Consider the following 21,455-nt stretch of genomic DNA (forward strand, 5'->3'; position numbering starts at 1 on the left):
ATATTATAAAAACCGATTTTTCTTAATTGTTTTCAATAAATTTATATATTTCACTGAATAAACTTTTAATCAACTAATAATAGATAACTTTAAATAGCTGTTTAAAGCCTATTAGTAGTACAATTATTATTCAGGTGATAATAATGAGAGAGTTATATGAAAAAATGATTAACGAGTCAATGGCCGCCCAAAAGGCAGACGTTGCAGTTATATCAGAAAACAGGTACAATGACTTTAAAATCACTGACGCAAAGCCATATGCCGATGCAGTGGCAGGCATGAAGGCACTGGACAATCAGGCAGAATCCGTAATTAACCTGCATAAGGAATCTGTAAAAAACCACTTTGAAATATTGTCCTCCATTACAGACACTTTGAAATGCGAAGATGATCCTTTCATTGAACATTTCCAAACACCTCCTATATTGGAGATTTTATGTGAGGAAGATGGTGAATTTTCAGACAGCGTAGATAAGTTCATACAAGCAATCGCCGATAATGAAGCACTTATTGCCAAAGAATCAATAAGAAGATACGGAGGATTTTACGGACCAACATGTGTAGTTGACTTTGCATTAATGCCTGGAAGTACCAGTAATGTTGTAAATCAGATATTGCTTAAGATGGACATTCCAGTACTTCACAAACAGGCAATACTTTCAGCAAAATCCTGGGGTATGAACACTTCATATGGTATCGGTGATGCATTCGCAAATGCCATTGAGGACGGCCTTACTGCTGCACAGGCCACCGAAAAGGAAATCGCAACCCTGCAAATGATTTACAAAACACCTATTGAAGGACAGGGCACCTTGATGGATGATGCGGACCACTCATCATTTGATGTAAGGGACTACATGAACAAGTATAAAAAGGCAATGACTCCAGTCGTAAAGGCCGCAATGGACGACGGCGTACACTACGGAAACATCGTAACAGTGCCTGCATACTGTGTGGGGGATATCGGACACCACATCGGACAGTCCACCTACAACATGTGTAAGGATGATGTGACCATGAACATCATCATAGCCACTGCTGATGTAATTGGAAATTCATTGAAAAACAACCTTGACAAATTTGGTTCTCCGTTTGATGTATTGAAACTTTCAACAGGTGCATCCGCATGCGCTACCGAATTCCTATTGGAACTTGATGGATTTACCGCTCCGATGGTTGTTGACATGTTGAACAAAAGGTTCCACAACTACGTGCAGCAATATCCGAAAAGGGGTGCGGCTGCAGAATTGCACAACTGTGACTTCATGGACATGATCTACAGAGGTTTCAATGCAATGAGCAATGCAAGGAAAATGAGGTCTTCTGCCGGATTTGAAATCATTCCAAGAATCAAGGGCATGGAAGTTGATTTCACATCCATTCTGGAAAATGATGTTTTAATGAATCCGCAAAGATACACCTATCCTGCATGCGCCATAACCGTCAGATTCTCTTCACTCATGAGACTGGCAGACTACCCATGTCTTTTAACTTCAGAACCAATTACAGCAACCATGATGACAAACATCATAGCACTTGACAAGGAAACTCCAGGATCCCCTGTAAGAGGCTGTAAACAATGCGCTTCCGCATGTCTTGCAGACAACAAACATGAATACTGTCAATGGAGAGAGGCTGTATAGGTGAGGTAAATGACTTGCAATATTAGAAAAAAATTCTTTGCGGAACTACTTGGAACATTCTTCCTGGTATTTTTCGGTACAGGTGCAGCCGTCGTGACACTTCTGATTTCAAACACCGTTACTCCTGGCGCAGCAGCGATCGGACCTTTAGGCGGACTTGGGGACTGGATTGCCATAGCTCTGGCATTCGGCCTGACCGTAATGATATGTATCTATGTGTTCGGAAAGATTTCCGGCGCACACTTGAATCCTGCCGTGACCATCGGTCTGCTTGTAACCAAGAACATCGCTTTAATCGACAGTATTTACTATATTGTTGCACAGGTAATTGGTGCATGTTTGGGAAGCCTTTGCCTGTTCTTATGCTTAGGCAATCCTGCAGTGGCAATCGGCGGACTCGGTGCAACCGCTCCAGGTTTGGGAGTTAGCTATTTACAGGCAATGTTTGCGGAATTCATAGGAACATTCTTCCTGATGATGGTTGTAATGGGTGTGGCTGTTGACAAGAAGGCAGAACCAGGTTTTGCCGGAATATCAATAGGCATGACAGTTGCTGCAGTAATCGTGGTGTTGGGTGCATTCACTGGCGCCTCAATCAACCCTGCACGTACATTCGGGCCATACCTGATGGACATGATTTTGGGAGGTCAAAGCCTCTGGGGATTCTTCCCGATATACCTAATCGGACCGATTCTCGGTGCGGTATGTGCGGCATTTGCATATGCATATCTTGCAAAGGGCAGCGGAGTGTGCGAACTTCCGCAACCGTTCAACGATGAATAATTCTTTTTGAATTATTCTTCTATTTCTTTTTTTGGATAACTTATTTAACATAGATTGACTAATATTATAACTAATTAGTGTTTTGGTGATAATTTTGAATTTTGATTTGAAGGAAGCTGTTTTGATATTCATTCGCGGAGTCCTGATGGGTTCTGCAGACATTGTTCCGGGAGTTTCAGGCGGAACAATCGCATTGATTACCGGAATTTACGCTCACTTGGTTGAAGCTATCAGCAAAATCCGTTTCGGATTTGTAAAGCCATTGCTTAAGGGTGACATCAGCGGATTCATAACCCAGATGTTTGAGGAAATCGATTTCAAGTTCTTCATACCGCTGGTTTTGGGTATAGGAGTTGCATTCCTGACACTTGCCAAGGTGGTCACCTTCTGCATGGATGCATATCCCGCCTGGACATTTTCATTCTTCCTGGGCCTTATTGTGGCTTCGGCCGTTATCCTCTTTAGAAAGCTCAATGAAATCAACCTGAAAAACTTTGTGTTTGCCTTGATTGGTGCAGTATTGACATTCATCTTTGTAAGCCTGAATCCGATTGCCGCCAATCATTCATTGCCAGTTCTATTTGTTTCAGGCATGATTGCGATTTGTGCAATGATTCTGCCGGGCATTTCAGGTTCGTTCTTGCTGTTGTTGCTTGGCCAGTACGAATACATGCTGAACGCCCTTCACCAGCTGCATTTCACAGAAATAATAGTCTTTGTGGTTGGTGCGCTGATAGGCATACTCGGATTTTCAAAAATCCTTAATTACCTGCTCAAGAACCATGAGGAAGTGACAATGGCATTTCTCATTGGGGTCATGATCGGATCTCTTAAGGTTCCCGGTGGGGAAATCATCAGTTCAGTAGGCCTGAGCTTTGCCGGACTCTTCCCATGCATTATCGTTGCGGTAATCGGTTTTGCATTAATTATCGTTTTGGAAACCAGATTTGACTATATGGAATGATGTGTGCAGGGATTGACACATTGTTCATTATTTTTTTTCGGATGCTTTTAACCGGTACAGTAAAATATAAAATGTTATATATTATTTTAAAAAAATTATAATCATATATAAAAATTTTTTTTTTTAGTTGAATATATATTAGATATGCCGGTGTTAAGATGAGTAAGAAAATATTTGCATTACTTTTTTTTCTGCTTGTATTGATGTCAATTTCTTCTGTTTCTGCAGCGGATTTGGATGACAACAATGGTACTGTTGCCTTATCCTACGATGTGGAGATACTTTTCGCTGAAAATGATGTTGATGCAATAGGAGATTTGAACGAGAACGATGCCGATGGCGGTGACAAGGCATTGCAAAATGATGCCAAGTCCGTTGAGGTTGGTGAAGACAATGAAATTTATAGTGTGGGATATGCAGAAGCCGAAGAGGACTCAATGTCTCAGGTACTTGGTGAACCATCAATTGGTTCTATAACTGTAGAGGGTTCTATTTTTTATGTTAATGCATCTGCAGCCCCTAACGGAGATGGAAGTGAAGCAGCTCCATTCAAGACATTGAAAGATGCATTGAATGTGACTGAAGACGGCGATATAATCATAATTGCATCAGGAACATACTCCGGAACCAATAATACAGGATTAACTATTGATAAAAGGTTATCTTTTGAAAAGTACGGTGACGGCGAAGCGATTTTTGATGGACAGGGACTTAATAGAATTTGGACTCTTAATTCTCAAACCATAAATATCAACGGATTAACCCTTAAAAATGGAAAATCAGCTTCTGGCGGAGCAATCTTTATTCAGGATTCACTTTATAATTCAATTATAAATATCACATTTATAAACAACAGGGCAGACACCTCCTATGGCGGTGCAATCTACGTTCATGATGAAATTTCCAATTCCCGCATTTATGGTGAATTTATAAATAATAGTGCAGCAGAATATGGCGGTGCAATTTATATTTCCAATAATCTTTCTAATTCCAATATAAATGCTATATTTATAAATAACACAGCCCTACATGGCGGGGCAAATTGTTTCAATAATAATCTGACTAATGTTAATATAACCGGAAACTTCATTAATAACTCTGCATGGGGCGACAGTCATGGTGGTGCAAACTACTTCGGCGGTGCACTGACTGATGTTAACATTATCGGAAACTACTCCGGAAACACAGCGCATAATGATGGTGGAGCAAACTCCTTTGAAAAAGAACTGGGCAATGTTAACATTATCGGAAACTACTCTGGAAACACAGCGCATAATGATGGTGGTGCAAACATCTTCAAAAAAAATATAACCAATGTGAACATCATCGGAAACTATGTAGGCAACAATGCAACAAACGGCGGAGCGAATGATTTCAAGGATAAATTAACCAATGTTAATATAACCGGAAACTTCATTAATAACTCTGTATTGGGCGGCGGTTATGCTGGTGCAAACTACTTCGGCGGTGCACTGACTGATGTTAACATTATCGGAAACTACTCCGGAAACACAGCGCATAATGATGGTGGAGCAAACTCCTTTGAAGAAGAACTGGGCAATGTTGACATTATCGGAAACTATATCGGAAATGCAGCGTTATATGACGGTGGTGCAAACATCTTCAAAAAAAATATAACCAATGTGAACATAATCGGGGACTATGTAGGTAACAATGCAACAAACGGCGGAGCAAATGATTTCAGAGATAAATTAACTGACGTTAACATAATGGGAAGATATGTTAACAACACTGGAAAAAATGTGATTCATATTTTTGAATCCGTTTCAAATAATGTTATTCATGACTCAATTTTCCTAAATAATAATGTTAGTAATTCAATATATGTTGAAAATGGAGCTGTTCGGGCTGTTGATAACTGGTTTGGAAACAATGCTACAAACTATGATGAAGCACCTGCCAATGAGGGAATTGAATTCGATAATTGGCTGTTCCTGAACGCTACTGCTAGCACTAGCGAAATGGTAATAGGTGAAAGCTCAACAATTGCCTTTAATTTATACAGTAAATCTTTCCCTGAAGAGGTTTATGATGCATCAAAAATGAATATCATATTGGATTTAGCCCAAACACGGGGTAAATTGGATAAAACTGCCGTTTCACTCGGTGAAGAAATAGCATACACTGCCAGGAATGAGGGAGATGCCGGCGTAACGGGCAAATTCGAAACCGCATCATACACCATCAGCTTAAAAAATAAAATTTCTCCTATTTATGTTAATGCATCTGCAAAGCAAGGTGGGGATGGAAGTCTAGCAAAACCATTCAAGACATTGAAAGAGGCATTGGATGCGGCTGATGATAATTCTACAATCATGATTGCGGCAGGAACATACACCGGAAACAACAATAGTGTAGGATTGAAAATTACAAAGAATAATTTAACTTTCAATAAATACGGTGACGGCGAAGCGATTTTTGATGCGCAGGGACTTGATAGAATTTGGACCGTGGCTATAGGAGAGTATTCATTATCACCGATCACTATCAACATCAACGGTTTAACGTTTAAGAATGCAAACGCAAGGGCAAGCGAAAGGAACTATGGCGGTGCAATTTATTTCCATTCGAAAGTCACTGACTCCAATATAAATGCCAATTTCATAAATAACACAGCCCTACATGGCGGTGCAATCGAATTTCATTATGGTATTGAAAGTTCATTTGTAACAGGCGTATTCATAAACAACACTGCAACCGGGGGGGATGACAGTAAAGGCGGTGCAATCTACGCCGAGCTTACTGGAGTGGCCAATTCCGTCATATCTGGAATATATATCGGCAACAAAGCACAGGGTAGTGATGCACGGGGCAGTGCAATCTACATTGCAGAACCATCATTCAATGTTAATATATCAGGAAGATACATAAATAACACGGAAAAATCCGTGATTCAATTGAATAGTCCGTGGTATACTCCGTCTCAAAATATCTTTATCCATGATGCGATCTTCTTAAACAATTATAATAATAACGAAATAAATGCAGGTTTTAATACCACCATAAATGTTAAAGACTGTTGGTTTGGAAATAATGCAACAAATTACGATGAAAAGCCGGATATTGGAATTGATTTAAACGGTTGGCTGTTCTTGAATGCTACTGCTGATCCTAGCAAAATTGAAGTGGGTAAAACCTCAACAATTGCTTTTAAATTATACAATAAAAATTCGCCTGATGTTGAGTATGATGCATCAAAAATGAATATCGAGTTGGACTTGGCCCAAACACTTGGCGAATTGGATAAAAGCACTGCGTTAATCGGTGAGGAAATATCATATACCGCTAAGGAATATGGAGATGCCGGCGTAACGGGCAAATTCGAAACAGCATCATATACCATCAGCTTGATAAATTGGATTACAGGTGCCATTTATGTTAATGCAACTGCCGATCAGGACGGGGATGGAAGTATAGCAAGACCATTCAAGACATTGAAGGATGCAATGGATGCGGCTGAAGACGGCGATATGATCATGATTGCATCAGGAACATACACCGGAACCAATAATACCGGATTAACTATTGATAAAAAGTTATCTTTCGAAAAATACGGTTACGGCGAAGCGATTTTTGATGCCCAGGGTCTTGATAGAATCTGGACTGTTAATGCTGCAACCATAAATATTAACGGTTTAACTTTTAAAAATGGGAATTCACGCTCTGATGGCGGAGCAATCTATATTGGGAATGCGCTTTCTGATTCGACTATAACTGCCACATTTATAAATAACACCGCAAAAAGCAATGGTGGTGCAGTCTATTTCGGGGAGGTTTCTAATTCCACTATAGATGCAACATTTATAGATAACAATGCAACAGGCAGCGGTGGTGCAATCTGTATTTATAAAAACGCGGATAATGTTAATGTATCAGGAGTATTTAAAAACAACACTGCCAAACATGCCGGTGCAATCTACTTTACATACATTGGAACACTTTCCAATTCCAATATAGATGCCGCATTTATAAACAACACTGCCTCTGATGAGGGTGGAGCAAATTATTTCAATAATGTTACTAATGTTAACATAACTGGAGATTTCATCAACAACACCGCAAAAGGCAGTGATGCCCTATGTGGTGGTGGAGCGAACTACTTCAAGGGCATACTAACGGATGTTTCCATATGCGGAAACTTCATAGGCAACACAGCATTAGGCTCTGGTTATATGAATGGAGGTGCAGCGAACTTCTTCCTTGAGGATGTGGCCAACCTTTATCTGGCTGGAAACTTCATTGATAACAAAGCAAGCAATTGCAGTGCAAACCTATTTTTGAAGGATGTGCTTTCTGATTCGATTATAAATGCCACATTCGTAAATAACACGGCAAGCCATGACGGTGCGGCCATTTTCATATATGGTGCATTAGAGGATTCCAGTATAATGGGGACATTCGTAAATAACACCGGCGATTCTGTGATTTATATGAGGTCATATGTGCCTTATTCCGGTTTTGAATACGGCGGTATCCATGACTCAATTCTTATAAACAATGATGTTGACAAAATCATAAATGTTCATGATGGAACTGTTCGGGCTGTCGATAACTGGTTTGGAAACAGTGCAGCTAATTACAATGAAACACCTGCCAATGCGGGAATTGATTTGGACAACTGGCTGTTCTTGAACGCCACCGCTGATCCTGACGATATTGGAATAGGTCAAAACTCAACAATCGCTTTTAACTTATACTATAAAAATTCCCCTGAAGAGGTTTATGATGCATCAAAAATGAATATCAAATTGGATCTGACCCAAACATTAGGAGAATTGGATAAGACTGCCGCATCATTAGGCGAGGAAATAACATACACTGCCAAGGATAATGGACATGCCAGCGTAACAGGCAAATTCGAAACCGCATCATATACCATCAGCTTAAATAGTAGAATTCCTACAGAATTGGACTTGAATTTGAAGGTTCCTGCAGAGTATAGTCAATGGGATTCTGTCGTGATAACAGGTGATGTCTTTGTTAGTGGAACCAAAGAGAAAGTCAAGAAAGGTTCTGTTGACATATATATCAATGATGAGTTTGCTCAAACCATTGAAGTTGATGAGGAGTGGGAAATTGACAGGGACTTAGGAGTTTCAGATGCAGGAAACTACACTATAGCGGCCGTTTATCATGATGACTCCGGCGAATTTATGGGTTGCGAATGGAACAGCAGTTTTGAAATAGGGCAAGCCACTACTGAAATTACAGTCAATGCTTCAATTGAACTGATTATTGGTAACAGTACAAACATCGGTGCTGTGTTAAGTCCTTCCGAAGCAGGCAACCTAAGCTATTCATCAAATGACACTGAAGTTGCCTCTGTTGATGAATATGGTGATGTGGTTGGCGTCGCTGCGGGAACTGCCACAATCACAGTCTCATTCGAGGGCAGTAAAAATTACGCCACCGCAACTCAAACAGTTACCGTTACTGTGGATAGATTTGACAGTATCCTATCTTCCAATGATGTTTCTACCATCTATAACGTCAGTTCCAGGTTGTATGCTACATTGACTGATGCTGATGGTAATGCTATTGTTGGTGCTAAGGTCAATCTGGTATTAGGTTGTATTAATAAGACTGTGAAGACTGACAGTAAAGGTAGGGTTTCCGCGTCCACTAAGAATTTGGATGTGGGTGAGTATACTGCTGTGGTCACATTTGCCGGTGATAAGGTTTATGCTCCGTCAAAAACCTCTGCCAAAGTTCTGGTAAAAACCGGAACAGAATTGACAGCCAATGATGTTTCTGCTGTTTATAATGTCAGTTCCAGGTTGTATGCTACTTTGACTGGTGCTGATGGTAAGCCTATTGTTGGCGCTAAGGTCAATATGGTCTTAGGTAGTATTAATAAGACTGTGAAGACTGACAGTAAAGGTAGGGTTTCCGCGTCCACTAAGTATTTGGATGTGGGGGATTACACTGCTGTGGTCACATTTGCAGGTAACAGTGTTTATGCTCCTTCAAAAACAACAGCCCATGTGTTTGTAAGGAATATCTCTGTCTTATCAGCCAAGGATGTTTCTGCTGTTTATAATGTCAGTTCCAGGTTGTATGCTACTTTGACTGGTGCTGATGGTAAGCCTATTGTTGGTGCTAAGGTCAATATGGTATTGGGCAACATCAACAAGACTGTGAAGACTGACAGTAAAGGCAGGATTTCCGCATCCACCAAGAACTTGGATGTGGGCGAATATACTGCCGCAATCACATTTGCAGGTAACAGCGTTTATGCTCCTTCTAAAACTACTGCAAAAGTTCTGGTAAAAATCGGAACGGAATTGACAGCCAAAGACATTGTTGCAGAGTATAACGTCAGCTCCAGACTATATGCAACATTAAAAGACACCGACGGCAACATAATCACAGGCGCCAAGGTCAATGTCGTACTGGGCAACATCAACAAGACACTCAAGACAGACAGCAAGGGAAGGGTATCCGTTTCCACAGTGTCCTTAACTCCGGGCAACTACACTGCAAGGATTTCCTATGCCGGTGACGATACCTATTACAAGTCAAGCACAACCTCCAAAGTGGTTGTAAACAAGATTCCAATCACATTGACCGCAAAGGACATGGTTGCAAAACAAGGATCCAGCACCAGGTTCTATGTCACATTGAAGGATGCCGACGGCAATCCGCTCACAGGCGTTAAGGTCCATTTGGTCTTGGGTGATATTGACAAGACCGTCAAGACCGATGCCCGCGGCAGAATTTCCGCATCCCTTAAGAATCTGGCTGCAGGCAACTACACTGCAATGGTTTCATGTGACGGAACTGAAATATATGGCGCTTCAAGCACAACAGCCAGCGTGGTAATACGGTAAAATAGAACAATAAAAAAACGGTAATATTTTTAGATTTGAAGGAGATTATTTTTCTCCTTATCTTTTTTTCTTTGATTCATATCAGCGTCTTATTTAGATAATCTTTTTTTTTTAAAATATATTAACAATTAGAAATATAATATTAACAATGCTTGTTTTAAAAAAGATAAAAAAACAGTGGAGATTATACCCGATCGGTTCGCCAAAGGGTGCCCTAAATCACAAGAGGGAACCTGAATTTGTGGGAAACATCAAGTTCAGGGATGAAGGTGGTTCTTTATCAATTTCAAGATTTGTGGCAGATTATAACTTCAAGGACAACTCCACCTTAAATGAAAGGCTGGTGCCTCCCGGAGAGGTCATTAAACTCTTGCGTTCACAGGCCGTTTTTTTGGCGACAGGGGATGAAAGGGTGGAGAATTTCCTGAAATCATTAAACATTAAGGTAAGGCACACTCAGGTTTGCGATTATTGTGCATACGAGGGAAACATCACAATCGTAAATTCATCCTTTTCATATAAGTACAATAACCAGCTGATCTGCAAGGACTGTGCCTTGGACACAATCAAGGAGGAAATCAAAATCCAGGGTTTCGATAAAAAGATTTTCAGAAACCTCAAATCCACATTGGAAAAGACAGGCAGTCTGGAAAAGACGCTGTCTGTTTTGGATCCACATTTCGATGCCCTGAAAAATAGGGACCTTACGCTGTTTGACAAAACCAGAAAGCCAAGGCACATCATACCTCCGGTTGATATGAAACGGCTGAAGATTCCAAAGGAATTCAAACGGGTTTTATTGGATTCGGGCAACACCAAACTTTTGCCCGTCCAGTATCTGGCCATCAAGGAAGGGCTTTTGAAAGGCGATGATCTGCTTGTAGTCAGTGCAACCGGTTCGGGCAAGACCTTGGTCGGCGAGCTTGCGGGAATCACCGAAGCCCTGAAAGGCAGGAAGTTCATCTTCTTGACTCCTCTTGTTGCCCTTGCAAACCAGAAATATAGGGATTTCAAAAAGAAATACTCAAAACTCGGACTGAAAGTGGCCATAAAAGTTGGAAGAAATCGTGTCAAGGCCAAAGGGGAATTGAACCTTCCCGATTCGGACGTTTCAAAGGCGGACATTGTTGTTGCAACCTATGAGGGAATAGACTATCTTTTGAGAAACGGCAATTCCGGCGGATTATCCGATGTGGGAGTTGTCCTGATTGATGAAATCCATATGATTGATGATGAGGACCGAGGAACCCGCCTGAACGGGCTGATTAAGAGACTTAAGAATCTGTATCCGAAAACCCAAATCATCGGTCTTTCGGCAACGGTCAAAAACCCTGAATTTTTGGCATCGGAGTTCAACATGAAGCTGGTCAGATACGATGAGAGGCCGGTTCCCCTTGAGAGGCACTTGGTCTACACCAGAAACGAATCCCAAAAGCGCTTTTTGATGCTTAAGCTTGTTCAAAGGGAATACAATACAAAATCTAAAAAGGGCTTCAGGGGCCAGACTATTATATTCACGAATTCAAGACGCAAGACCCACCAGATTGCAAATTATCTGACCAACAAAAGGGTCAGTGCCCAGGCATACCATGCCGGTCTGTCCTATTATAAAAAGGAAAAGATTGAAAAGGATTTTGACAAAGGCAAGATTTCATGTGTCGTAACGACAGCGGCACTGGCTGCAGGCGTTGATTTTCCGGCTTCACAGGTCATTTTTGATTCTCTTGTGATGGGAAACAAATGGATAAATCCGAACGAATTTTCACAGATGCTCGGACGTGCGGGAAGGCCAACATACCATGACAGGGGAATTGTCTATCTGCTTCCGGAAATCGGAAACGAATTTGCAGGGGAATCCGAAGAGGCAATGGCTCTCGAACTGTTGGAAAGCAACAGTGAAGATGTGTTCATCGAATATGATGAGGACTCCGCATATGAACAGATTCTGGCAGACATATCCTCCACATCAATCAGGTCAAAGGATGAGCTGATTGGGTTTTATAAAAATATTGATGTGCCGGTAAGTGTAAAGATGGCTATTGACGAAATGGAAAATTTGGGATTAGTCAATATTGCTGCAAATAATAAATTGGAAGTCACCAGATACGGCAGGGCCACTTCAGTTTCATTCCTGTCAATCGGTGAGGCGGAATTCATTAGGAATACTTTAAATGATTATAATTATTTAAAGAGATATGTTGCATTATCTCCAATGTATAGGAAAAAGGACAAGTATGACAAGCTGAAGGTTCTGATTTTGGCCATGGCGCTTGATTTGGAAATGTTTGAAAACGCATATCTGTCAAGCGTAATCCACAATCAGATTTCAAATGCCCTTAAAATCAAGTTTTCAACAAGGCTGTTTGCAGAATCCACTTTGGATATAATTTCAAGTGGTGAAGCCATTGAAAAGGTGGATAGGAAATTCCAGGAGGCATTGGTTGCACTTCAGAGTGATTTTATGCAGTGCAGATGTCAGGACAGGCCATTCTGCAGTTGCATGCAGAGGGGAATTTCAGAAGTTATTGTACACGAAAGATTAAAGGGCAAGGACCCACAAGATATATCAAATAGGCTGTTTAGAAAATATCAAATTCAGGTCTATCCCGGAGACATATTCTCATGGCTGGACAATTTTGTTAAGAATCTGGATGCCATCAGGAGGATAGCTAAAGCTCACAACAGACAAAATTTTGTTAAAAAGACTAATTATTTAATTAAAAAAATAGAAAACGGGTGAATTTAAGTGTTTGCTGAAGAAAAAATATTAATTGGATGTAATGAAAGCACTTCTGTGTCTTTATTACCGAAACTGGCTAATAGACATGGTTTAATAGCCGGTGCAACAGGTACAGGTAAAACAGTAACTTTAAAAGTGTTGGCCGAGTCATTTTCTGATTTGGGAGTTCCCGTATTTTTAGCGGATATGAAGGGGGACATCTCCGGACTTGCCAAAGTGGGTTCCGGAAATGACTTCATAACCAAAAATAGGGAAAGGTATGGCCTCGACGATAAGGGATTCAAATTCAAGGAATGTCCTGTTGAATTCTGGGATCTCTTCGGCCAGAAGGGTCTTCCTGTAAGGGTCACCTTATCCGAAATGGGTCCGGTATTGCTTTCCAAAATCCTGAACTTGTCCGAAGCGCAATCCGGAGTATTGAACATAGTGTTTAAAGTGGCTGATGAACACTGCCTTCCAATCATTGATCTTAAAGACCTGAAGGCAATGATTAATTATGTTGTTGAAAATAAGGCGCAATTCGAAGGCGAATATGGTGCAATTACCGAAAAATCCGCCAATACAATTTTGAGAAGTCTGATTACACTCGAGGACCAGGGCGGAAACGATTTCTTCGGTGAACCCGCTTTGGAACTTTCCGACTTCATGCAGGTCGATGATAACGGATGCGGTGTAATCAATATTCTTGATGCTCAAAAATTATCCCTATCACCTGAAATCTACTCAACATTCCTGCTTTGGATGTTGTCCACTTTATTTGAAACATTGCCTGAAGTGGGGGACATGAACAAGCCCAAATTCGTATTCTTCTTTGATGAGGCACATCTCCTGTTTGACGACATGGCACCTGAATTCGGCAAGAAGATAGAGCAGATCGTAAGGCTGATAAGGTCAAAGGGTGTGGGAGTGTACTTTATCTCACAGTCTCCCGCAGACATTCCGGATGACATCCTGGCACAGCTGGGTAACCGTGTCCAGCATGCGCTTCATGCATACACTCCAAAGGACCAGAAGGCTGTGAAGGTGGCTGCCGAAACATTCAGGGCAAATCCTGACTTTGACACTGCGGAAGTCATTTCCAATTTGGGAATCGGCCAGGCCTTGGTGTCTGTTTTGGATGAGAATGGTGTTCCAACAGTGGTCGAGCAAGTCGATATCGTACCTCCGCAAAGTCACATAGGTGCCATTGAAGATGACTTGAGAAACGAATTGATCAATATTTCAACATTGAAATCCAAATATTGGGATGCGCTTGACGCTGAATCCGCTTATGAGCTGTTATTGAACAAGATTGATTCAAACCCTAATATTGAAAGTGAAGTGCCTCCTGAGACCATGGAGGTTATTGAAGAGGTTAAAGAACAGGCTCAACAGGAAGAGCCTGAAGTGCAGGAGGAATCATCTGAGGTGCAACAGCCTGGAGCTGCAGACGTTATAGGTGGCATTTTAGGAACAGTCCTTGCAGGCCAGACCCAGACAAAAGGCAAACGGGCTAAAAAATCAGAAACTCAGAGGATGGCTGAAAAGGCGGCATCACAGGCGATGAACACAGCCGCACGTGAAGTCACAAAGGGAATCATGAGAGGATTATTTGGACAAATGAAATGAGGTGATAGAATGCCACATCCCCACAGAAATGCGATTGCCAATATGAACGCATCCTCTTTAATAGGCATTATTGAGGAGTCAAAGATGACTTATGTGCGTGAAAATCTAAGCATTCCTTTGCATGAAAGTCAGGTGAAACTTTTAAAGCAAGTTAAAAAGCATGATAAGCCACATCACAAAAAGATTCGGGTTAAACAGTTCGAAAAGGCTGAAAAAACAGACCTGTTCAATCTTCATTTGGATTTGTATCTGAAAAAATACAAAAAATTGGCCAAAAAGGGACTCATTGAAGTTGATGAATCCCCAGACAGCGCTTTGGCTTATGACTGCACACTGACTGAAAAAGGTAAGGATGTTTTAGATGAAATTGCACGTCTTGAAAGCGAATGGGAAGATGTCGTCGCAATCAGCGGCGATGATTTGGAAGTGCTGAGGAACCTAGGGCTGAATTCCTTTGAAATCTCATATAGGCATAAGAAGAAACGCGATTTCATTTATTGAATGATTTGCATTCCATGGCTATTGAATCATATGCGCCTTTTACGCATTCAATAGCTTCCTTTCTATTTTTGAAATAATACAGATGGCTTTCGCAATCACAATCGGAGCATCCAAAGCCTTCAATGCCATTACTTTTATCTGAAATGATTTGGGACAGTCTGCATTCTATTTTTTCCTCGGAAACATTGTAGATCACTTCACTAATTTCAGCGTTCTCATTTTTCAACAGGTAATCTATGTGCCAGTGAAGCTTTTTATCATCGCTTAAATGCCTGCTGATTCTGGCGGCCAGAGAATTCATTGCCGAACCGACATATACGTGGCATCCCCTTTTGAAACTGATTTTTCCGAGTTTGCCAATTTCGATTTCGCAACTCTTGTTCATATTTATGATTAGACAGTAACATCCCTTCATGCAAATCATTGATTCTTTTTTGTAGTATTATTTATATTTGATTTTCCGATTTAAATATTGCTTTTGATTTTTTAAGGTTGTCGAATTATTGGGCCTGCATTAATTTATTCGATGGCATAAAATTTATTAGTTTTTCAATCCAATTTATAATCATGATTTTCAAGCTTGAAACCAAAGGACATAGAAATGTCACATCGCATCACAAATCCACATTTGAGATTACGAAGGATGCTGAGATTGGCCCCACTGCCGATTGCATCATTGGAACCGGTGCAGACAAGTCAATGTTGAACTTCCCTCAGGAGTTTAAGGATAAGATAGCCAATTCCAACACCAGGATAAAGGTCATTCTGGACACTGAAAACGGGTATGATGAGATAACCGGCTGGGGTCATGAAGATTTGACTTTGACCCATCCAACGGATATCGTTTGCAGAACCAGCGATTATACCTGCTCCAGAACATTGATGATCAAGGCTGATAAGGCGGCAAAAGATCTTGATTTGAAGTTGATTGAAGATTTAAAAAATGAGAAAATCATGGAAGTTACCATAGAATTATGCTAAAAACAGATAAGTATATATAATGTAAAAAATATATTTTTTTATAACTACTTTTGTTTTATGCGGGGGTGGTCGAGCGGTCAAAGGCGCTAGGTTGAGGGCCTAGTGGGTCAGTCCCTTCGCGGGTTCAAGTCCCGTCTCCCGCACTTCATATTTACTCTTGTTTTGAAATTATTTTTCATTTGGAATAATATCTTTTTTTAATAAGTTATTTATAATAATTGAACTAAAAATTATATATAAATAAACTTATATGGTGATAAATTATGAAAGCTGTTATTCCAGCAGCAGGTTTCGGTACTAGATTCTTACCTGCTACTAAAGCGCAACCTAAGGAAATGTTACCGGTTTATGACAAGCCGACCATTCAATATGTAATCGAGGAAGCGGTGGCTTCCGGAATTGATGACATTTTAATTGTCACAGGTAGAAATAAAAGGTCAATTGAAGACCATTTCGACAAATCTTTTGAACTCGAACAGACCCTGCAGAGCGCCGGCAAGGACGACCGTCTAAGGCAGGTTCGTGCAATAACTGACCTGGCCGATATCTGTTATGTCAGACAGAAGGAACAGAAGGGTTTGGGAGATGCGATCTACTGTGCCAAAAAGCATGTCGGCGGGGAGCCGTTTGCAGTGCTTTTGGGTGATTCAATCACTAAAGGCCCAACTCCATGCACTAAGCAATTGATTGATGTTCATGAAAAATATGGCGCGTCAGCGATTTCCCTTGAGGAAGTTCCCAAAGAGAAAGTGGAAAGGTACGGAATTATTAAGGGGACCGAAGTCGAACAGAATGTTTATAATATTGAAAAACTTGTTGAAAAACCTTTAGCTCATCAGGCTCCTTCTAATCTGGCCATCATGGGTCGTTATGTATTGACACCGGACATCTTCGATAAGATTGATGAAACAGAACCTGGTGTAGGCGGCGAAATTCAGCTCACCGATGCACTTCAGAAACTGGATGCCATTTATGGCGTAACATTTGAAGGAAAAACCTATGACATCGGAAACAGGTTTGAATGGCTAAAAACTTCCATTGAATTTGCAATGGATGACCCTGAATCAAAGAATGACCTAATTGAATATATGAAGCTGATGATTGATGGGGCCGAATGATGGAAACCCAAAGAATATTGGTCACCGGAGGCAGCGGTTTCATAGGAACCAATCTTGTAAAAGAGCTTAAAAGCCGCGGTCATGAAGTTCTGGCCTGTGATCTATTGCATCATGAAGGTGAGGCTGACCTTTATTCTGACTCCTATTCTGATTATGTGAGGGGTGATGTTAGAAACTACCGTCAGATGGAAAGGATCTTTGAGGACAATGATAAGTTTGATTATGTTTACCACCTGGCCGGAGAGTATGGCCGATGGAACGGTGAAGGGTATTATGAAAACCTTTGGCAAACCAATGTGATAGGCTTGAAAAACATGATTCGCCTTCAGGAAAGGCTTGACTTTAGGATGATTTCATTTTCCTCGGCTGAGGTTTATGGGGATTATGATGGGATAATGGATGAGGATGTCATGGTAAGCAGGCCGATTTCCGAAACATACCAGATGAATGATTATGCCATTTCCAAATGGGCTGGAGAGCTCATGTGCATGAATTCGGCCACCATGTTCGGAACCGAAACCGTTCGTGTAAGGCCTGTTAATTGCTACGGGCCTCATGATGTTTATTCACCATATAAAGGTTTCATACCAATTTTCATCTACAAGGCTTTGCATGGCCTTCCATACTCAGTTCATATGGGTCATAGAAGGATTATTGACTATGTCGAGGATACCGTAAGGACTTTTGCAAATATCGTTGATAATTTCATTCCCGGTGAAGTGTACAATGTCGGAAGCAGGCAGGAATGGGAAAGGGATATCAAGCAATATTCTGACATGGTTTTGGATGCCGTTGGAATCGATGACAGCTTGGTAACATACACTCCTGCTGAAGACTTTACAACAAAGGTCAAGACAATTGACTTTTCTAAGGCCATTCGTGATTTAAAGCACGATCCCAAGGTTCCTCCTGAAGAGGGCATTAAAAGGACAGTCGAATGGATGAAGGATTACTATAGAATAGAATGAGAACAATCGCAATTATTCCTGCTTATAATGAGGAAGTGGCTATCGCGTTCATCGTTAAAAGGGCACTGAAATATGTTGATAGGGTTATAGTTGTTGATGATGGAAGTGTTGACAGGACTTCCCAAAGGGCTCGTGATGCCGGAGCACATGTAATAAAGCATTATAACAATTTGGGAAAAGGCGTTTCTCTAAAGGATGCCTTTGCTGAAGTTAAGGGGTTTGACATTGTCGTTACGATTGATGGTGACGGACAGCACAACCCCGATGAAATGCTTGAAATCATGAGGCCGATCAGGGAAGGCCGTGCCGATTTGGTCAACGGCAGCAGATATCTCAATGGCTTTGATGAAAGCACTCCTGCTTATAGGCGCATTGGTCAGAAGGTTTTGAATATCGCCACAAATGTCACTTCAGGAACTCATGTAACTGATTCTCAAAGCGGTTTTAGAGCTTTTTCAGGCAAAAGAGTTCATTGTTTCAGATTCAGAGACACTGGTTTTGGAATTGAGAGTGAAATGTTGGCCGATGCTGCTGAAAATAACTTAAGGATTGTCGAGGTTCCAATCACTGTCAGGTATGATGTCGTGAATTCATCAACCAAAGGGCCTGTAACTCATGGGGTTGGAGTCTTATTTAAAATCATCGTAGATAAGATTGTAAGAACTTTCAGAAGATAATATGCAATATAGACTGATTGAAAAAACAGGGGATGAATTGTCTGCCTTAGGCTTTGGGGCAATGAGATTGCCGTCAAAGAATGGTAAGATTGACAGGGACAAGGCCAAGGAGCTGATTTATTATGCGATTGACAACGGCATTAATTATATTGATACAGCCTATCTGTATGGGGACAGCGAGTCTTTTTTAGGGGAAGTCCTAACGGATGAACTGAGGTCCAAGGTCAAGATTTCCACCAAGCTGCCGTCAATCAATGTCAGGAAATATGATGACATGGAAAAGATCTTGGATGAGCAGTTAAATCGGCTTCAGACTGATTTTATAGATTACTATTTCATACATTCGGTTGACCTGAAAACAATCAACAGGCTGCTGAAGAGGGATTTGATCAAATTCATCGATAAGGCAAAATCAGACGGCAAGATAAGGCATGTCGGATTTTCATATCATGGCCCGAAAGAGGAGTTCGAAACGGTCGTTGATGCTTATGGATGGGATATTGTAATGGTTCAGTATAATTATTTTGACGATAATGTGCAGTCAAGCATAGAAGGAATCGAATATGCGGCTTCAAAAGGAATGGGCATTGTTATAATGGAACCGTTGAAGGGCGGAATCTTGGCAGGAAAAATGCCTAAGGAAGCTGAAGAGATATTTAAAAAGGCAAATCCAAATAAAAGCAATGCGGATTGGGCCTTTGAATGGGTTTTAAACAATAAATATGTCACCAGCGTTCTATCAGGAATGAACAGTCTGGAACAATTACAGGATAATATTGCCGTTACGAACGAGACCACTCCCCTGTCCATGACTTTTGAGGAGATGGAAACCGTTGAGCTGGTAAAAAGGGTGATGAGGGATTCTTTAAAAATCAACTGTTCCACTTGCGGATATTGCATGCCATGTCCTCAGGGAGTCAATATTCCGGTATGTTTAAGAATCTACAACGAAAAATATCTGTTTAATCATAAGGGATTGATCAATCCTTCTTTAATTGACTATTTCCAGTATGCCGAAGGAATCATGGGTTCCAAAGGCAATGCAGGCATGTGCAATGCCTGCGGTAAATGCTTAAGGAAATGCCCTCAGAATCTGGATATCATAGCTGAGTTGAAAAAGGTAAAAAAAGAGTTTGAATTTCCTGGTGACAAGTACATTATATTATTCATAGAAAAGATTGGCTTTCCACTTTATAGGCAAATGCTGAAGATTCTAAACCGCTAATTTTCCCGCTTGAAGAAATGTTCCTGTGATTTCACCACGTCATACGTTTCTCTCCAGATTTTTTCCCGAACAATATCAGTAATTTCCATGAATTTTTCATTGTTTCTTTGGTTTCTAAAATATTCATACAAATCATACGGCATCACAATCACTTCAATCTTTGAATTAATATATTATTTCTATTTATATGCTATTTAAAGCTTGTTGAAGTCATTTTGAAAAATTGCAGTCGAAAAACCATCTTATTTAAACTTTTCCCTATTGATAACATTAATATACATTAAGGACTAATTTTAATTATAGGTGGAAATATGAAAATGGAAGAATTATTGGCGCCATGTCCTAAATGCGGCTCAAAAGACAAGATAGCTCACAGAAAAATCATAGACAATCACAGGGCCCATGCGAGAATGGACACTGTAAAATGCGAAGAATGCGGTTACATATTTTTCGTAGATGATAATATGGACCCTGATGAAAAAAGACAGCTGTTAAGGGAATTGAATAAGATTCAAATATAAAAATGACATTTCATGTAATGATTATCCCCACATTGAACTGTCCATCAAACTGCAAATACTGTTGGGGATCTGAAAACAAAAAGGAAATGATGGATTTGGAAATAATCGACCAGATTATTGACTGGCTGGCTGATTTTAGGGATGACAATGTTCATTTCACTTTCCATGGCGGCGAACCGTTGCTTGCGGGATACGATTTTTATGAATATGCACTTGAAAAATTATCCAAGATACCTAATCTTGATGGATTTTCACTTCAGAGCAATATATGGCTCTTGACAGAAGACCTCATTGACCTGTTCATAAAATACAATGTGGTTGTAAGCACAAGCATTGACGGGCCAAAGGAAATCAACGATTTCCAAAGGGGAGACGGTTACTTTGACAAAACCATGTCAAAATATGAAATTGCCAAAAGCAAAGGATTAATCATTAACTTTGTTTTGACAGTAACTGATTACTCCAAGGATTTTTCAGATGAACTGTATGAATTCTTCAAGGGCGAAAAGATGAATCTCAAGATTCATGCGGCACTGCCGTCCCTTAGGGGAGATAATGCAGATCCTTGGGCACTTGACCAGGAAGAGCACGGAAAGCTCTTGGTGGATTGGTTGGATAAGTACCTTTACGATTTGGATAAATTCTCAATCATGGACCTGGATCATATCTGCAAGTCTACGCTTAGAAGAAGAGGAACCCTCTGTACATTCGCTGATTGTATCGGAACTACACTTGCTGTCGGTTCAGACGGTTCAATCTATCCATGTTACAGGTTTGTCGGAATGCCTGAGTATGTCTTGGGAAATGTGGCTTCAAATCCAAGCTTTGACGATTTGCAAAAATCAGACGCATGGGCGAAACTGATGGAATTCAGG

16 protein-coding genes and 1 tRNA gene are annotated in these 21,455 nt (G+C 40.6%); 15 read left to right on the forward strand and 2 right to left on the reverse strand.

The genetic code is table 11. The features are described 5' to 3' along the window. Positions 1–143 precede the first annotated feature (143 nt). From ACKI4K_RS08660 to ACKI4K_RS08690, 7 genes are all read left to right on the forward strand, one after another. The gene (locus ACKI4K_RS08660; protein ID WP_407424231.1) at positions 144–1,643 is read left to right on the forward strand and encodes a DUF2193 domain-containing protein; all 1,500 of its coding nucleotides are present in this window, start codon (positions 144–146) and stop codon (positions 1,641–1,643) included. A gap of 9 nt (positions 1,644–1,652) precedes the next feature. Beyond that, a complete protein-coding gene (locus tag ACKI4K_RS08665) occupies positions 1,653–2,426 on the forward strand; it encodes an MIP/aquaporin family protein (RefSeq protein ID WP_407424233.1) in 774 nt (257 codons plus the stop codon). 145 nt (positions 2,427–2,571) lie between these two features. Continuing rightward, a complete protein-coding gene (locus ACKI4K_RS08670) occupies positions 2,572–3,390 on the forward strand; it encodes a DUF368 domain-containing protein (RefSeq protein ID WP_407424257.1) in 819 nt (272 codons plus the stop codon). A 158-nt stretch (positions 3,391–3,548) separates the two neighbouring features. Continuing rightward, on the forward strand, positions 3,549–10,241 hold the full coding sequence (locus ACKI4K_RS08675) for an Ig-like domain-containing protein (RefSeq protein WP_407424235.1): 6,693 nt from the start codon (positions 3,549–3,551) through the stop codon (positions 10,239–10,241). 148 nt (positions 10,242–10,389) lie between these two features. Then, positions 10,390–12,981 carry a DUF5814 domain-containing protein gene (locus ACKI4K_RS08680; protein ID WP_407424237.1) on the forward strand — a complete coding sequence of 864 codons (2,592 nt, stop codon included), beginning with the start codon at positions 10,390–10,392 and terminating at the stop codon, positions 12,979–12,981. A gap of 6 nt (positions 12,982–12,987) precedes the next feature. After that, entirely contained in the window at positions 12,988–14,589 is a 1,602-nt protein-coding gene (locus ACKI4K_RS08685; protein ID WP_407424239.1) for a helicase HerA-like domain-containing protein, read from the forward strand. Positions 14,590–14,598: 9 nt separating this feature from the next. Next, on the forward strand, positions 14,599–15,090 hold the full coding sequence (locus ACKI4K_RS08690; RefSeq protein ID WP_407424241.1) for a hypothetical protein: 492 nt from the start codon (positions 14,599–14,601) through the stop codon (positions 15,088–15,090). Here the strand turns inward: ACKI4K_RS08690 and ACKI4K_RS08695 are convergent. Next, positions 15,080–15,505, reverse strand: a complete 426-nt coding sequence (locus ACKI4K_RS08695; RefSeq protein WP_407424259.1) for a GIY-YIG nuclease family protein — start codon at positions 15,503–15,505, stop codon at positions 15,080–15,082. The genes ACKI4K_RS08690 and ACKI4K_RS08695 overlap by 11 nt on opposite strands. A gap of 152 nt (positions 15,506–15,657) precedes the next feature. Between ACKI4K_RS08695 and ACKI4K_RS08700 the strand changes: the two genes are divergently transcribed. The 6 genes from ACKI4K_RS08700 to ACKI4K_RS08725 all read left to right on the forward strand — a co-directional run bounded on the left by ACKI4K_RS08700 (position 15,658) and on the right by ACKI4K_RS08725 (position 20,059). Next, positions 15,658–16,071 carry a DUF371 domain-containing protein gene (locus ACKI4K_RS08700; RefSeq protein ID WP_407424243.1) on the forward strand — a complete coding sequence of 138 codons (414 nt, stop codon included), beginning with the start codon at positions 15,658–15,660 and terminating at the stop codon, positions 16,069–16,071. A gap of 59 nt (positions 16,072–16,130) precedes the next feature. Further along, positions 16,131–16,214: transfer RNA gene (locus tag ACKI4K_RS08705), tRNA-Leu, on the forward strand. Between the two features lie 120 nt (positions 16,215–16,334). Next, complete coding sequence (gene galU, locus ACKI4K_RS08710; protein WP_407424245.1) at positions 16,335–17,189, forward strand: UTP--glucose-1-phosphate uridylyltransferase GalU; 855 nt, start codon at positions 16,335–16,337, stop codon at positions 17,187–17,189. Next, the gene (locus tag ACKI4K_RS08715) at positions 17,189–18,157 is read left to right on the forward strand and encodes an NAD-dependent epimerase/dehydratase family protein (RefSeq protein ID WP_407424261.1); all 969 of its coding nucleotides are present in this window, start codon (positions 17,189–17,191) and stop codon (positions 18,155–18,157) included. The genes galU and ACKI4K_RS08715 overlap by 1 nt, the downstream gene beginning before the upstream one ends. Continuing rightward, on the forward strand, positions 18,154–18,834 hold the full coding sequence (locus ACKI4K_RS08720) for a glycosyltransferase family 2 protein (protein ID WP_407424247.1): 681 nt from the start codon (positions 18,154–18,156) through the stop codon (positions 18,832–18,834). The genes ACKI4K_RS08715 and ACKI4K_RS08720 overlap by 4 nt, the downstream gene beginning before the upstream one ends. A 1-nt stretch (position 18,835) precedes the next feature. Then, positions 18,836–20,059, forward strand: coding sequence for an aldo/keto reductase (locus ACKI4K_RS08725; protein ID WP_407424249.1), 1,224 nt, complete (start codon positions 18,836–18,838; stop codon positions 20,057–20,059). On the opposite strand, the gene ACKI4K_RS08730 is transcribed toward ACKI4K_RS08725, so the two are convergent. Next, positions 20,056–20,202, reverse strand: a complete 147-nt coding sequence (locus ACKI4K_RS08730) for a hypothetical protein (RefSeq protein ID WP_407424251.1) — start codon at positions 20,200–20,202, stop codon at positions 20,056–20,058. The genes ACKI4K_RS08725 and ACKI4K_RS08730 overlap by 4 nt on opposite strands. A gap of 168 nt (positions 20,203–20,370) precedes the next feature. Between ACKI4K_RS08730 and ACKI4K_RS08735 the strand changes: the two genes are divergently transcribed. Further along, a complete protein-coding gene (locus ACKI4K_RS08735; protein WP_407424253.1) occupies positions 20,371–20,580 on the forward strand; it encodes a TIGR04165 family Cys-rich peptide in 210 nt (69 codons plus the stop codon). A gap of 2 nt (positions 20,581–20,582) precedes the next feature. Further along, positions 20,583–21,455 (forward strand): TIGR04083 family peptide-modifying radical SAM enzyme (locus ACKI4K_RS08740; protein WP_407424255.1); only part of this gene is annotated, 873 nt, incomplete at its 3' end.

The sequence above is a fragment of the Methanobrevibacter sp. genome, from assembly GCF_045644645.1.
Lineage (GTDB): Archaea > Methanobacteriota > Methanobacteria > Methanobacteriales > Methanobacteriaceae > Methanocatella.

Excerpts from the sequence above, each read along its gene's own strand:
- ACKI4K_RS08660 (WP_407424231.1), top strand. The coding sequence starts at position 144 with ATGAGAGAGTTATATGAAAAAATGATTAACGAGTCAATGGCCGCCCAA.
- galU (WP_407424245.1), top strand. The coding sequence starts at position 16,335 with ATGAAAGCTGTTATTCCAGCAGCAGGTTTCGGTACTAGATTCTTACCT.
- ACKI4K_RS08730 (WP_407424251.1), bottom strand. The coding sequence starts at position 20,202 with ATGCCGTATGATTTGTATGAATATTTTAGAAACCAAAGAAACAATGAA.
- ACKI4K_RS08695 (WP_407424259.1), bottom strand. The coding sequence starts at position 15,505 with ATGAAGGGATGTTACTGTCTAATCATAAATATGAACAAGAGTTGCGAA.
- ACKI4K_RS08735 (WP_407424253.1), top strand. The coding sequence starts at position 20,371 with ATGAAAATGGAAGAATTATTGGCGCCATGTCCTAAATGCGGCTCAAAA.
- ACKI4K_RS08700 (WP_407424243.1), top strand. The coding sequence starts at position 15,658 with ATGATTTTCAAGCTTGAAACCAAAGGACATAGAAATGTCACATCGCAT.
- ACKI4K_RS08720 (WP_407424247.1), top strand. The coding sequence starts at position 18,154 with ATGAGAACAATCGCAATTATTCCTGCTTATAATGAGGAAGTGGCTATC.
- ACKI4K_RS08675 (WP_407424235.1), top strand. The coding sequence starts at position 3,549 with ATGAGTAAGAAAATATTTGCATTACTTTTTTTTCTGCTTGTATTGATG.
- ACKI4K_RS08680 (WP_407424237.1), top strand. The coding sequence starts at position 10,390 with ATGCTTGTTTTAAAAAAGATAAAAAAACAGTGGAGATTATACCCGATC.
- ACKI4K_RS08665 (WP_407424233.1), top strand. The coding sequence starts at position 1,653 with ATGACTTGCAATATTAGAAAAAAATTCTTTGCGGAACTACTTGGAACA.
- ACKI4K_RS08670 (WP_407424257.1), top strand. The coding sequence starts at position 2,572 with ATGGGTTCTGCAGACATTGTTCCGGGAGTTTCAGGCGGAACAATCGCA.
- ACKI4K_RS08690 (WP_407424241.1), top strand. The coding sequence starts at position 14,599 with ATGCCACATCCCCACAGAAATGCGATTGCCAATATGAACGCATCCTCT.
- ACKI4K_RS08715 (WP_407424261.1), top strand. The coding sequence starts at position 17,189 with ATGGAAACCCAAAGAATATTGGTCACCGGAGGCAGCGGTTTCATAGGA.
- ACKI4K_RS08725 (WP_407424249.1), top strand. The coding sequence starts at position 18,836 with ATGCAATATAGACTGATTGAAAAAACAGGGGATGAATTGTCTGCCTTA.